Source organism: Halomonas sp. DP8Y7-3 (genome assembly GCF_019801675.1).
Classification (GTDB): domain Bacteria; phylum Pseudomonadota; class Gammaproteobacteria; order Pseudomonadales; family Halomonadaceae; genus Halomonas; species Halomonas litopenaei_A.
Genome location: NZ_JAHVIO010000001.1, coordinates 291,298 through 304,920 on the forward strand (window position 1 = coordinate 291,298; position 13,623 = coordinate 304,920).

Here is a 13,623-nt window from a genome sequence, read left to right on the forward strand (position 1 = left end):
AAGGCCCCTCGCCCTGGCCAGAGGCGACTACGATCGGCTCTGCGCCAGTTTCGCCACGCCGTTGCCCACCACCATGCGGATTACCGACGAGCGGATCGCTGGAGTACCCGTGCGCCGATATCGGCCAGGGAGAGTGAGAGGGAGAGTGAGAGGGAACGAGAGAGGGAAAGCGAGTGGGAGAGTGGAAGGAAGAGACAGCCCTCTTTCTCACGCCCACGCTCACGCTCACGCCGATACTGGTCAGCAGACCGTGCTCTACGTCCATGGTGGCGGCTTCACCATCGGCTCGCTGGACAGCCACCAGGGCGTCGCAGCGGGCCTTGCCGAAGCACTCGGGCGAGAGGTGGTAAGTGTGCAGTATCGACTTCTGCCCGAGGCACGCTACAGCGACCAGCTCGACGACGTCGATCGGGTGCGCCGCTGGCTTCAGCCCTGTGCCATGGTGGGGGACAGCGCAGGAGGTCGCCTGGTGCTGGACGTGGCTCGTGCCGCCAAGGACCCACATCCGCTCGGCATGATCTATCCGCTTCTCGGTGACATGTCCGAGACATCTCTTGGACCCGATGCGCCCTTGCTGAGTCGTCGGGACGCCCAGGCCGCCTGGGCGATGATTGCCTCCGACGCTGCCCGCGCGGGCGACGCTCCCCCGGTCAGCAGCGCAGTGGAATGCCTGGTCGTGGAACACGACCCCCTGACCCCAGCGATACTGGCGACGCTGGACCAATGGCGTCAGCAGCGGCGGCAGGTTGGCCTGCATACGGCAGAAGGGATGTTTCACGGGGCGCTTCACGCCCATGCGCAGCTGGCACCGATGTCGATCTCTTGGCGTGGGTTCTGTCGTGCTCTCGTGTGTCACCTCGACAAGCGACGCCTAGGCTATTCTTTGCGTTGAAGTGCCTCACTACCCCTCTGATTCATAAGCACTTATCGGGTTAGAAGCAGCACAGTCACGACGTTATCACTCCACTCCAGCGAGGTTCCCACCGATCGATCGCCGTCCCTCCTTTTTCAATAAGACAACGAGACACCAATGAAACAGAACATGTCCACATTGGTGGCCACCGTGGTCACCGTCATTACGCTTATTGCCTTTGCTGCCATCGCCCCAGGTAGCTTTCAGACCATCCTTGATGTCATCAAGGTCAATGTCATCGGTAACCTGGGCTTCATCTTCACCTACCCGGCCTTTATTGCCTCCATCGTGTTTGTCGTCCTGATGTTTACCCCACTGGGCCGCTTGAAATTCGGTGATGAGCCGCCTGAATTTTCGACGCTCGCCTGGCTAGGCATGCTTTTCGCCACCGGCATGGGTATTGGATTGGTCACCTGGGGAGTGCTGGAGCCTCGCTATCACGTCGAGGCCGGGAACAGTTCGGATCAAGCGCTGCTATATGCGTTCAATCACTGGGGGCTACTGGCCTGGGCAGGCTATCTTGCCATCGGCGTCATCTTTGCCCACTGCATGTACAACCTGAGGATTGAGAAACCTGCAGAGACCTTGCTGGGAGGCGGTTTCCTCAGCAAGTTGAACCTGGTGAGCCTGGTCGTTTCCACCGTGATCGGGCTTTCGCTGACGTTCTCCTATGCCACCGATCCCCTCAAGCAAAGCCTGGAGCAGTTCTTTGGCATCCAGGCCAGTCCCACCTTGATCATCAGCGTGCTGGCCATCTTTGCCATCGCCTCGAGTGCCTCGGGGCTCAAGCGGGGCATCAAATGGCTAAGCAACTACAACACGCTGTTCGCGCTGATACTGTTGACCAGCGTGTTACTGCTGACATCCCCCTGGGACATCGTTTCGACCCTGGCGCGCCTGTTGCCGGAATACCTGGTGAAATATCCGCTGATGGCCACCGATATTGGCCTGGGAGATCCTGAGCGCAAGGCCTGGCTCGCGGATTGGCTATATGCCTTCGAGGCTGCCTGGTACGGTTGGTTCATCTTCACCGGGGTGTTTATCGCCCGCATCTCCAAGGGGCGTACGCTCCGCCAACTCGTGCTAGGCGTCATGCTGGTGCCGAGCCTATTCTCGTGTCTGTGGTTTACGACCTTCGGCCTCGGCGGATTGGAGACAGGCTCAGAGGACGTCTTTGCGCTGATGGCCACCCTGGATAGCCATGGCATTCTTTCGGCCATTCTGGCCCTGAACATCCTGCTGTTCTTCGTCACCAGCGCGGATTCCGCTGGCCTGGTCTGCGAAATGCTGACCGTCAAACGCTCCAGAGCGTTCTGGATCGTGGCCATGTCTTTGCTGGCGATCGTGATCAACTGGCTGGAAGGTGACATCTTCAAGGTCATCCTGACCCTGATTTCCGTCGCGGCCATTCCGGTGGCCTTTGGCATCTTTGCGCTGGTAGCAGCCTTCTTGCTGCGACTTCGAGGCCAGCACACCCCCTTGCCCACTCAGGACGACGGCTAAGCAAGCGCTGACGTCATCAGCCGAACGGCGTTAGGCGCCCAGAGCCCGGGACCTGGAACCCGAAGTCTATGAGGCTCAGGTGCCAAGTTAGAGCAGCGTGTACGCAGACAGGGCCTGATGTCAGGCCCTGTCTGCAGCCTATGACGAGTGCCATGGCGCCCTGTAGCACTCTGGCTAACACCTTCACTCAGGCGCTAGCGGCAAAGCGCCATTAGAACTTGCCCAGCTCAGCCTCGAGCGGAAACATGGCGGCGGATAGCTCGCCCACGCTCATGACCGGTGACGCCGGCGCCTTGGCACTCGGCCAGGCCTTCAGCAAGCCCTCGTAGCCCTCCTCCAGGGCAGCATAAGCGCCTGCTTCGCGAAACAGCTCGGCGTGGCGCTCCAGCGACTCACGGGCCGTCAGCACAAATCCACGGCCATCCTGATACTCCACTACATTGACGAACTCACCGTCGTCGACCGCTTCTTCGTACTCGTGCAGCGCAGTCTGCAACAACGCCAGCTGGACCTTGGCCTGGAAGCCAGCATCCATCTCGAGTTCATCGTCCACGTCGCCCATGGCGGCCACGATGGTAGCGCGCAGCGACTCATACTCTGCCTCGTATTCACTCCAGTCTCCGCCCTGCTGGACCTGGCCAGAAAAGTCTTCCAAGGTCTCGTCGAAGGCCTCGATTCCGCGGGTCTCCAACGCCTTGGCGATGCCCGGATAGACCTCATGGTAGGGATGACCGAAATGCGGGTAGGAAGCGGTCTTTGCGCCTTCGGTGTAGAGCTCCTTGGCCACCTGAAGGTGCCCCAGCATCAGGGCGAGTTCTGTGGTGTAGATACCAGGGTTGGCCGCGTCTACGTGGCCATGCTCGCCGCCTTCACCACCTTCACCACCTTCGCCGCCTTCACCACCTTCACCACCTTCACCGCCTTCACCGCCTTCACCGCCTTCACCGCCGGCAGTAGCAGTTAAATAGGCAAATACCGCGTAGGGGTCACTAGCCAAGGAGCCGTGCTCGCCACCTTCGCCACCTTCGCCACCTTCGCCACCTTCGCCGCCTTCGCCGCCGTGGCCGTGCTCTCCACCTTCGCCGCCTTCACCACCGTGGCCGTGCTCGCCACCTTCACCACCTTCACCACCGTGGCCGTGTTCTCCGCCTTCACCACCTTCGCCACCGTGGCCGTGTTCTCCGCCTTCACCACCTTCACCACCTTCGCCACCTTCACCGCCGTGGCCGTGCTCTCCACCTTCGCCACCTTCGCCACCTTCACCACCGTGGCCGTGCTCTCCGCCTTCACCACCTTCGCCGCCGTGGCCAGCTTGCCCCGCTTCGTGCACAACGCCGTCTTGCGTCATTTCCTCGTCGCCATGATGATCGGCCCAGGCGGCGCCGGTTCCGAGCAAAAGGCTGGTGCCTACACCGATCCACAGTTTGGTGCGGGTCTCTTGGGTCATGATGAACATCCTCGTTGTGGCTGCTATCGGTTTTACGCGCCTGTTGCCATCTAGGGGGCTACGCGCGCTAAGGGTGGCGGCAGGTTCCGCCAATGGTCCATGACGATCCTGGACGCGACATGTGACCAAGTGTAATGCAAATGATTAACACTAGGGTACAATTCACCATTTGCGAGGGGCAACGATGATTCTATGTATCGACCAAGTGCTCTCCAACGAGCTGCTGGCACGCATTCGCCAGACCCTGGGCGAAGCCCGTTTCCGCGACGGCAAGGAAACAGCGGGCTGGCACGCACGCACGGTGAAACAGAATCAGCAGGCGAGCGGCCAGGACCCTGCCATCGCCAGCCTGCGCGACGATGTCATGAAGACGTTGGCCAACCACACGCTGTTTCAGATCGCCGCCAGGCCCCGACGCATGAAGCCGGTGATGTTCAGTCGTTATCAGCAGGGCATGACCTACGGCAACCATGTCGATGATGCGGTCATGCCCACGCCCCAGGGGCCCATGCGTACCGACCTGTCCTTCACCCTCTTTCTGGAGGAGCCAGCCCACTACGATGGGGGTGAGTTGATCATGGACACCCCCCAGGGTGAGCAGCGCTACAAGTTACCGGCGGGCTCCATGATCCTCTATCCGTCGTCGACCCTGCACCGGGTGGACCCTGTGACCCGGGGTGAGCGACTGGCCGCGGTGGGATGGCTGCAAAGCCAGGTGCGTCAGCCGGAACAACGGGAGATCTTGTTTGACCTGGACACCACCCGGCGCCAGATATTTGAACGCGATGGCAAGACCGCTGACTTTGACGCCATTTCCAAGAGCCTGGCCAACCTGCTGCGCATGTGGGCCGACATCTGATCCCCTGCACCAGGGCTATGCCCCATCCACTGGCGTCAGCTGCTCTCGTCCTGGCGTCGATAGCTCAGGGGTGAACAACCATAGTGGCGCCGAAAGGCACGGCTGAAACTCGAGGCGGAGCCAAAGCCGCAGCTTAGCCCGATGGCGAGCACGTCCAGATCGGTGTCCTTGAGCAGTGACGCGGCACGGTTCAGCCGCAGTCCCAGATAGTAGCCGGTGGGCGACTCCCCTAACTCGTCGGCGAACAGGCGCTGCAGCTGACGCAACGAGATCTGACTGCGCCGCGCAATCTCGGCAAGCTCAAGGGGTGCCTCTAGATGGCTCTCCATCAGTGACACGGCATCGATCAAGCGTGGCTGATGGGTCCCCAATCGACGCACCAGGCTCATGCGCTGCTGGTCGGTACGGGACCGCAAACGGTCGTGAATCAGCTGTTCCGACACGTCTACCGCCAGCGCCATCCCATGCTGCCTGGCGATCATCTCCAGGGTCATGTCCATGGCAGCAGCCCCACCAGCACAGAAAAAACGTCGTTGGCCGAGCAGGAAGAGCTCATCGCAGGTGCGAATGGTGGGATAACGCTCGTTGAAGGCCGGTAGCGTCTCCCAATGCAGCGTAACGGTCTCTCCGGCCAGCAACCCGGCCTCGGCCAGCACCACCGCACCGGTGTCGAGGGCCCCGATACGACAGCCTCCCTGGTCCAGGCGGTTGAGCCAAGCACTCAGACCACGACCGATCCACTGCTCTGGATCAAACCCGCTGCACACCGCCAACGACGGCAAGTGGCGCACCTGGTCGATAGCATGGTCCACCATCAGCGTCATGCCATTGCTGGCGGTGACAGGATCACCAGATAGCCCGATCACCGTCCACTCGTAGAGCGGACGACCGGCAATCCGGTTAGCGATGCGCAAGGGCTCTACCGCCGAGAAGAACGCCATCATCGAAAACTGGGGCAATAACAGAAAACCCATGCGTTCGCTGGCGGTCGATGCCGAGAACATGGGTTCGTTGTCGCCTGAGCCATCAGCGGTGGTGTCAGCGGTGGTGTCAGCGTGAGGATGACGCCCCTGGCCCTCATCAGGGTGGCCGTCCTTGCCCCGCCCATGGGGCTGATCGCTAGCCTCCATGTGGATCTGCCCCTGGCCTGGCCAAGTCTGCATGGCTATCTTCCTTTACGCTTTCTACTGTGTGCGACCGATCGCCAAGCCTAGGCGTTGTCCGAAACGTCGACGAGCGAAGGTTAGACAAGGCAGAAATCGGTGAGAAAGCGCAGTTTACGAGGTGTAACTGAGCATTTTAACCGGGCTGGCGTACCAGCCGATGTTTAACACCGTATCACCAAGCGCAGACACTTTACGTACAAGCCCCAGCATAGCGCGCAGCCCCAAGGCGAGGGCCGGGCTTGAGCCGGGTCGCCTGCGCTGTCATGCTTTTACGCCATCCTATCGAGAGGCCCTGGCGGCGCGCCATGCTCCACTCCCATTCTCACGACTCGTCGCCCCGTCGGCATCAGGCTCATGCCCAGGCCCAGGCGATGCGGAGGAAGCCGTCGTGCGCCTGACCTACCAGGGACCGAGTCCGGAAGCCATCGGCTTTTTGCTGTTGCCTCGTTTTTCCATGGTGGCGCTGTTCTCCGCCATCGATCCTCTGCGCATTGCCAACCGACTGTCCGGTGAGACGCTATTTCGCTGGCACCTGATCAGCAGGGATGGGCTGCCGGTCCATGCCAGCAACGGCATTCCCCTGGCGGTCGAGCACGCACTGGAGGACACCCCATGGCTGCCCAGCCTTGCCGTCTGCGCCAGCTTTGAGCCCATGGCCGCCGTCGATGACAGCCTGACCACCTGGCTGACGGAACGTCGCGAGCAGCGCACCTGCCTGGGGGCGCTGGATACGGGGGCTTTCTGCCTTGCGTCCGCCGGACTGATCGACGACACCGTCACCTTGCACTGGGAGAGCCTGCCCGAATTCAGGCGCCAGCACCCCCATATAGAAGCGGTGGAGTCGCTTTACGAAGTGACACCCAGCGGCTTTTTCGGGGCTGGGGCCAGCGCCTCCATCGACCTGGCACTGGACACCATTCGACGCCGCCACGGCGACGCCTTGACCCGCCGCGTCAAGGAGCAGCTGGTGCATGACCATCGGCGGCTGCCGGCCAGCCGACAGCGTGACGTCCGCTACCAGGAGCGACTGCCACAACGCCTGGCCACCCTTATCGGGATCATGGATGCCCACCTGGAATCCCCCCTATCCATTCCCCAGCTGGCTTCCGCCATCGGACTATCGGAGCGCCAGCTGGAGCGGGAGTGCCAGCAGCATCTGTCCCGCACCCCAGGGCAGCTGTACCTGGAGCGGCGCCTGAGCCTCGCCCATCAACTGGTCACCAGTACCCGACACAGTGTCATGGATATCGCGCTGGCCAGCGGCTTTGCCTCAGCCTCGAGCTTCACCCGCGCCTTTCGCCAACACCACGGTGCCTCGCCTAGCGCCTTGCGACGTCAGCCCACCCCTCCGATGTCGGATTCTGCACGATAATTGTCGACTTCTGCACGATGCTTCAGCCCCACCGGCGCCATGCTGTGGCCATCGTCGTGACCCACTGCAGGGGGCTGAATGCCTGCCCGCTGGGGTGCGTCACCCACACGTCGCTTTCCGACGACTCGTCCAGGCTAGCTCAAGGAGGCTCCATGCACGCGCAGACGTCTCGACCGTCCGCTAACTCCTCTACGTCCTCTGTTTCCACCACCGCATCCTCCGCCGCCACACCGCCGTCGGCGCTGCCACCGACGCCCGACTACGATAGCTGGCCGGTAGCGGTGGCCATCGCCGAGGTGACTAGCGACTCTCGGGTGCTGACCGTGACCTGGCAGGATGGCCGCGTCAGCCGCTACCACAGTGTCTGGCTGAGAGAAAATGCCGCCGATGACAGCACCATCAATCCCGCCACACGAGAGCGCATTCTCGACCTGTCGTGCCTGGAGGCTTGGCCTCAGATAGCGGCTGCGCGGCTCGATGACAGCGGAGCCGTGGAACTGATCATGAGTCCTGAACAGCGCACACTGCGCTTTCATCCGGGCTGGCTGCGCGCCCACGACTATGACAACTGCGAGGATCCACTGGCTCCACTGGTCGCCGTGGAGACCTGGCTGGGAGGAGCGGACGCGGCGCCTGACACCTTGGACGCCAGCACCTTTTCCACCACCGCCATCGATAGCCCGGAAGAAGCCTCGACGCTGGAGCCGGCACTGGAGTCACTGCTGCGCAAGGGCCTGGTGCGCCTGCGCGGCCTGCCCACGGAGCCTGGGACACTGGCCAGCGTTGCCGAGCGTATCGGCCCAGTAAGAGCCACCAACTTCGGCACCCTGTTCGACGTGCGCGCCAAGCCTGACCCTGACTCCAACGCTTATACCTCGATTGCGCTTCCTCCCCACGTGGATCTGCCCACGCGGGAATACCATCCTGGCCTGCAGTGCCTGCACTGCCTTGAAAACAGCGTCGCCGGTGGACAGGCGGTCATGCTCGATGGCTTTGCGGTGGCGGACGCCCTGCGCCAGGAAGACCCTGAGGCTTTCTCCACCCTGACCCAGGTACATTGGCGCTACGCCAACACCGCCAAGACCACGGACTATGTCTGGCATTCGCCGATGATCGTGCTGGATGATCAGGGCCAGCTCAGCGAAGTGCGCATTGCCGACTTCCTGCGCGGGCCGCTGATGACTGACTTCGACCTGGTCGAAGAGGCCTATCGCGCCCTGATGGCGCTGCAGGGGCTATTGCGTCAGTCCCGCTTCGCGCTGCGCTTTACCTATGCACCGGGAGACCTGGTGATCTTCGACAACCGGCGTCTGTTGCACGCCCGCGACGCCTTCGAGGGCGACTCAGGACATCGCTGGCTACAGGGCTGCTACCTCGAACGTGATGAGGTCCGCTCCCGTTATCGTATGCTCCAGCGTCGTCAACGAGAGCGCAGCCTCAGCGACGCCTGACGCCCTTTAGCAAGCGCCTAGCTGTCCTGCCTGCCGCCCGGTCCCAAGCCACGCCGGGCGGTCACACTGGGCGCTTCCCCAAAACGCCGACGGTAGGCCCGTGAGAAGTGCGCCAGATGCGTAAAGCCCACGGCGACGGCTGCCGCCGTAACGGTCATGCGGCTGTCCGCGAGCATCCGCTGAGCCTGATCCAGACGCATATTGAGGTAGCACTGCTTGGGAGTTTCGCCAAACTCTGCCATGAACCGGCGGGTCAGCTGCCGCTGGGACAGGCCTGCCAGCCGACACACGTCGGGAATCGACAACGCCTGGGTCAGATTGGCTTCCATCACCGCCAGGGCCTTCAACACCGGGCGCGGCAATCCGCCGCCCGCAGCGGGGTTGTCGACGGGATCGATGTGGCCTGCTGCATGGCCGTCGCCCTGGGGGCGGGAGTGCATAATCTGTCTTCCGACCGCCTCTGCCAATGCAGGACCGTAAAGGGTCGTCACCCACTCCAGCATCATGTCGATACTGGCTGAGCCTCCGGATCCGGTCAGTCTTGCCCCTTCCCACACATAGCTGTCGGGGCGCACCTCCAGGCCAGGAAACTCCTCACGAAATGCCGGCACACTCTCCCAGTGCAGCGCCACCGGATAGCCCTCCATGACCCCCGCTCGTGCCAGAATGAAGGGCGCCGTATCCAGCCCACCCAACCACACCCCATAGGCCGACAGGCGTTTCAGCAATAGCAGGTCATCCACGGTCACCATCGCTTCAGGCTCATAGGACGACACCACCATCAGGCGGCCGCTGGAGGCGATGCCCTGATACCAGTCCGCCTCGGTGACCTCAGCCAGGCGCCCGTCCACATCAATGCGCACGCCATTGCTGGCCATGACCGGCTCGCCATTGCTGGACAACAGCCGCCAGGCAAACAGATCCCGGCCAAACCGATTGGCCACTCGCAGCGGCTCAAGCAGGCACACCAGCGTCAACATCGAGAACTTGGGCACCAGCCACACGTCCAGCGTGTGCTCGGCCTGAGCAGGGCTGAGCAGCGGGGGTGAGTCAGGCCGGGGATAGGGATGGCTGGAAGGCCAGTCGGTGGACGTCATGGGGCGAATTTGATCAACAAGATGGCGAATTTCATCAAATGATAACCGAACCCGCACAGTAACCTAAGGAAAACTCTGAACAAACCGCTGAGCCAGACCTTTCGATGGCACTGACTCGGCACGTTCGACGGCCCTCGGAGACGGTTTTCCATGATCCTGCAGACGCCCCCTGCCCTTGCCGACAATGGACGCCAGCTACAGCTGTTCCTGTCCAACGGCCAGCTTCATCTCGATGCGCTATGGCTACGCGAGCGCCTGCCACAGGCGGATACGCTCGACCCCCAGACCGGTCAGCGGCTGATCGAGGCCGCCGAGCTGCCCCTGGACCTGGCGCTGACCGCTGCCAGCGCTGAGAAAGGCGAACTGGCACTGGCGTTCTCCGACGGTCAGCAGGGGCGCTTCCCTCTTGCGGAGCTGGCCAGGTCAGCCAGCACTGGCAGCGCAGACACACCGCCCCGCGAGCTGTGGGATGCTGCTCTCGAGGCCCCCTCCAGCGTCGACTTCAGCGAGGCGCTCACCAGCGACGCGGCGCTGCTGACCCTGCTGCTCAAGCTGGAGCGCTTCGGCTTTGTTCACGTGTCAGGGCTACCGGACGACACCGACGCCATGCAGCCGTTGATCGATCGCATCGGCCCTCTGCGGCGCACCAACTGGGGCGGCATTGCTGACGTCAAGTCGGTGGCCAATGCCTATGACCTGACCATGACCCAACGCGGACTCGAGCCACACACCGACAATCCCTATCGTGACCCGATTCCCGGCTACATCTGGCTGCACTGTCTGACCAACGCCGCCGAGGGAGGCGACAGCACGCTGGTAGACGGTTTCGAGGCGGCACGCCGTCTGCGACAGCAAGACCCCGAGGCCTTCGACTGCCTCACCCGGGTAAGCCCCCGCTTTCGCTATCAGGACGACGCCACCCACCTGGAAAGCCGCGGGCCGCTGATCGAATGTGACCCCCACGGCGAGGTGGTCAGAGTGCGCTACTCCAATCGCACCGAACGGGTCGATGCCATGGAGAGCCAGGAGTTGCGACGCTACTACGCCGCGCGCAAGGCCTTCTACGATCTGATCCGCAGCGAGGCGCTTACCCTGCGCCTTAAGCTGTCGCCAGGCGAGATGCTGATCATGGACAACTACCGCCTGTTGCATGGCCGCACCTCGTTCACCCTTGACGGTGGCGTGCGCCATCTGCGCCAGGGCTACGTCGATCGGGACAGCACCGCCAGCCGCCGCCTGGTGTTGAGCCGTCACCTCGCAGGAGTCACCTCATGACAGCGACCGACAGCACCCTCTCCAGCCAAGCCAAGCAAGCAGAGCAAGCCAAGCAAACAGAGCAAGCCACGTTTGCCCGCTTCGATGAGAGCACTGCCGCCGAGTGGCGGCTGATCGACCAGCATTTCCGCGCCTACCAGGATGACGCCTGCCGCCGCGTGCTCGATCATCTGGCGCGACTGAAGGGCGATACCCACGGCTATCCGGTAGATCGCTACGAACACTGCCTGCAGACCGCCACCCGCGCCCTGCGCGACGGTGCCGATGAAGAGATGGTCGTGTGTGCGCTGCTTCACGATATCGGCGACGACCTGGCCCCGGCCAACCACGCCGAGATTGCGGCTGCGATCCTTGAACCCTTCGTCGATCCCCTCAACGTGTGGATGATTCGGCATCATGAGCTGTTTCAGGGCTACCACTACCGCCATTTCTTTGGCCAGGACCGACACGCCCGTGAGGCCTATCGCGACCACCCAGCCTACGCTCGCACCGTCAGGTTCTGCGATGAGTGGGATCAGACCAGCTTCGATCCCGACTATGACACCCTGCCCTTGTCAGCGTTTCTGCCGATGATTCAGCGGGTCATGCAACGCCCCCCCTTTGGCGGCCTGCCTGACGTCGTGGATGATCCACAGGAGCGCGCATGAGGACCTGCGCCCAGACCCTGATCACGCTGCTGGAAGACTATGGCGTCGATACCGTGTTCGGCATTCCCGGCGTGCACACCGTCGAGCTATACCGAGGTCTCGAGGGGGCCGGCCTGCGCCATGTCACACCCCGCCATGAGCAAGGGGCAGGCTTCATGGCCGATGGCTACGCCAGAGCCAGCGGCAAGCCCGCGGCTTGCTTTATCATTACCGGCCCTGGCATGACCAATATCGCCACTGCCATGGGCCAGGCCCTGGCCGACTCGGTGCCGATGCTGGTGATATCCAGCGTCAATCGCGTGGCAACCCTGGGCCGGGGCCAGGGCCGACTGCACGAGATGCCTCAGCAGAGCGCGACGCTTGCCGGTGTCGCGCGCTTCAGTCATACCCTGCTCGACCCTGAGGCCCTTCCGGAAGTACTGGCGCGGGCCTTCGCCATCTTCCAGGGTGCCCGGCCCGGGCCCGTTCACATCGAGATTCCCATCGACCTGTTTGATGCGCCAGTGAGCCGCGCGCCAGGCCGGCCGATCCGTGTCTTCCCGCCGGCGCCGGCTCCGCAGGCCGTGCATGAGGCCGCCCGCTGGCTTGATCAAGCCCAACGGCCGCTGGTCCTGGTGGGTGGTGGTGCCTGCTCCGCCGCAGCGTCCGTCAAGGCCCTGGTCGAGCGCCTGGATGCTCCCGTGCTGACCACGGTCAATGCACGTGGTGTGCTCGGCAGTCATCACCCCCTGGATCTTGGCACCACCGCCAGCCTGGCACCGGTACGCCATCTGGCGCGTGACGCCGATGTCGTGCTTGCCCTGGGTACCGAGCTTGGCGAAACCGATTACGACCTGGTCTTCAACGATGGCTTCGCCCTTCAGGGCCGCGTGATTCGTGTTGACCTGGACGTCGAGCAGCTTGCCCGTAACCGCTCCGCGGAGCTGGCGATGGTCGCCGACGTCGGTCTCGCCGCAGACGCGCTGCTCGGCGCTCTGAGCGAATCAGCGGCGCCTGGTCGTCCGTCACGCTCCGAGTGTGCTGAGCAGTTACGTACGGCTGCCGAGCTCCGCGCGGGTGCCGAGCGCTGCCGCGCGGTTCGTCGTGACCTGGCGCTGTACGAAGACCCGGAGCTGAAGCCCTATCTGCCCCTGTTCGATATCCTCGATGACGCCTTGCCCGAGGCCATCATCGTCGGTGACTCCACGGGGCCCGTGTACGCCGGCAACGTCATCGCTCGACGCTCGGCGCCTCGCCGCTGGTTCAATGCCGCCACCGGGTTCGGCACCTTGGGCTATGGTCTACCCGCCGCGCTGGGGGCCGCCCTGGCCAAGCCTCAACTTCCCGTCGTTGCCCTGGTGGGCGACGGTGGTCTGCAATTCGTGCTCGGCGAACTCGCCACCGCGCGCGATCTTGCTCAAGCTCCCGATGCCTCCGACAAGGTCCAGCCCCTGGTGCTGATCATCTGGAACAATGACGGTTACGACGAAATCCGGCGCTACATGAGTGCTGATGGCGTCGCTCACATCGGCGTCAACCTGCAGCCGCCGTCCTTCGCTCCCCTATGTGATGCCTTCGCCTGCCGATATATCAGCGTCAACGCACCAGAGGCGCTACGACAGGCCCTGACAACACTGGACCAGGCCGCCTCGCCGCTGGTCATCGAGGTCGACGCCCTTGCCTGGCAAGCATCACTGGAGCAGCCTGCCACCGGCTGTTGAGGAGACGTGTCGAGGAGACAGAGGAAAACCCTTGGCGTGCCGGCCGCGGCGCGCTGTAGACACATGTCAAGGCGGCGACAACGGCCCCGCTACAGAGACGATCAGCGCCTAGCCAGCCCTGAGCTGGCCGGGACAGCAAACCCTGATAATAACGAAGGAGTTCCCCGTGACCCGAACCCACCACACGACATCC

General features: G+C 63.1%; 12 protein-coding genes. 9 read left to right on the top strand and 3 right to left on the bottom strand.

From position 1 onward, the window contains the following. Window positions 1–181 precede the first annotated feature (181 nt). Window positions 182–892: an alpha/beta hydrolase fold domain-containing protein gene (locus KUV86_RS01290; RefSeq protein WP_224907621.1), complete on the top strand. Its 711-nt coding sequence runs from the start codon at window positions 182–184 to the stop codon at window positions 890–892. 150 nt (window positions 893–1,042) lie between these two features. Continuing rightward, a complete protein-coding gene (locus KUV86_RS01295) occupies window positions 1,043–2,416 on the top strand; it encodes a BCCT family transporter (RefSeq protein WP_224907620.1) in 1,374 nt (457 codons plus the stop codon). Window positions 2,417–2,627: 211 nt separating this feature from the next. Here the strand turns inward: KUV86_RS01295 and KUV86_RS01300 are convergent, their stop codons facing one another. Then, window positions 2,628–3,413: a hypothetical protein gene (locus KUV86_RS01300; protein WP_222483330.1), complete on the bottom strand. Its 786-nt coding sequence runs from the start codon at window positions 3,411–3,413 to the stop codon at window positions 2,628–2,630. 6 nt (window positions 3,414–3,419) lie between these two features. Here KUV86_RS01300 and KUV86_RS01305 point away from each other — a divergent pair, with 6 nt between their 5' ends. Both KUV86_RS01305 and KUV86_RS01310 read left to right on the top strand, forming a co-directional pair. Beyond that, a complete protein-coding gene (locus KUV86_RS01305; protein ID WP_222483331.1) occupies window positions 3,420–3,917 on the top strand; it encodes a hypothetical protein in 498 nt (165 codons plus the stop codon). Between the two features lie 130 nt (window positions 3,918–4,047). Further along, on the top strand, window positions 4,048–4,722 hold the full coding sequence (locus KUV86_RS01310) for a Fe2+-dependent dioxygenase (protein WP_222163741.1): 675 nt from the start codon (window positions 4,048–4,050) through the stop codon (window positions 4,720–4,722). Between the two features lie 35 nt (window positions 4,723–4,757). On the opposite strand, the gene KUV86_RS01315 is transcribed toward KUV86_RS01310, so the two are convergent. Beyond that, entirely contained in the window at window positions 4,758–5,726 is a 969-nt protein-coding gene (locus tag KUV86_RS01315; RefSeq protein ID WP_222483368.1) for a GlxA family transcriptional regulator, read from the bottom strand. 550 nt (window positions 5,727–6,276) lie between these two features. Between KUV86_RS01315 and KUV86_RS01320 the strand changes: the two genes are divergently transcribed. After that, window positions 6,277–7,260 carry a GlxA family transcriptional regulator gene (locus tag KUV86_RS01320; protein WP_222483332.1) on the top strand — a complete coding sequence of 328 codons (984 nt, stop codon included), beginning with the start codon at window positions 6,277–6,279 and terminating at the stop codon, window positions 7,258–7,260. 152 nt (window positions 7,261–7,412) lie between these two features. After that, complete coding sequence (locus KUV86_RS01325; RefSeq protein ID WP_222483333.1) at window positions 7,413–8,711, top strand: TauD/TfdA family dioxygenase; 1,299 nt, start codon at window positions 7,413–7,415, stop codon at window positions 8,709–8,711. 17 nt (window positions 8,712–8,728) lie between these two features. Here KUV86_RS01325 and KUV86_RS01330 read toward each other — a convergent pair whose 3' ends face one another. Further along, complete coding sequence (locus KUV86_RS01330; protein ID WP_222483334.1) at window positions 8,729–9,808, bottom strand: GlxA family transcriptional regulator; 1,080 nt, start codon at window positions 9,806–9,808, stop codon at window positions 8,729–8,731. Between the two features lie 150 nt (window positions 9,809–9,958). On the opposite strand from KUV86_RS01330, the gene KUV86_RS01335 reads away from it, so the two are divergent. The 3 genes from KUV86_RS01335 to KUV86_RS01345 are packed head-to-tail and all read left to right on the top strand — an operon-like array spanning window position 9,959 to window position 13,430. Beyond that, on the top strand, window positions 9,959–11,083 hold the full coding sequence (locus KUV86_RS01335) for a TauD/TfdA family dioxygenase (RefSeq protein WP_222483335.1): 1,125 nt from the start codon (window positions 9,959–9,961) through the stop codon (window positions 11,081–11,083). Continuing rightward, on the top strand, window positions 11,080–11,730 hold the full coding sequence (locus KUV86_RS01340; protein WP_222483336.1) for an HD domain-containing protein: 651 nt from the start codon (window positions 11,080–11,082) through the stop codon (window positions 11,728–11,730). Before KUV86_RS01335 ends, KUV86_RS01340 begins: the two co-directional genes overlap by 4 nt. Beyond that, window positions 11,727–13,430, top strand: a complete 1,704-nt coding sequence (locus KUV86_RS01345) for a 5-guanidino-2-oxopentanoate decarboxylase (protein WP_222483337.1) — start codon at window positions 11,727–11,729, stop codon at window positions 13,428–13,430. The genes KUV86_RS01340 and KUV86_RS01345 overlap by 4 nt, the downstream gene beginning before the upstream one ends. Window positions 13,431–13,623: the final 193 nt, after the last annotated feature.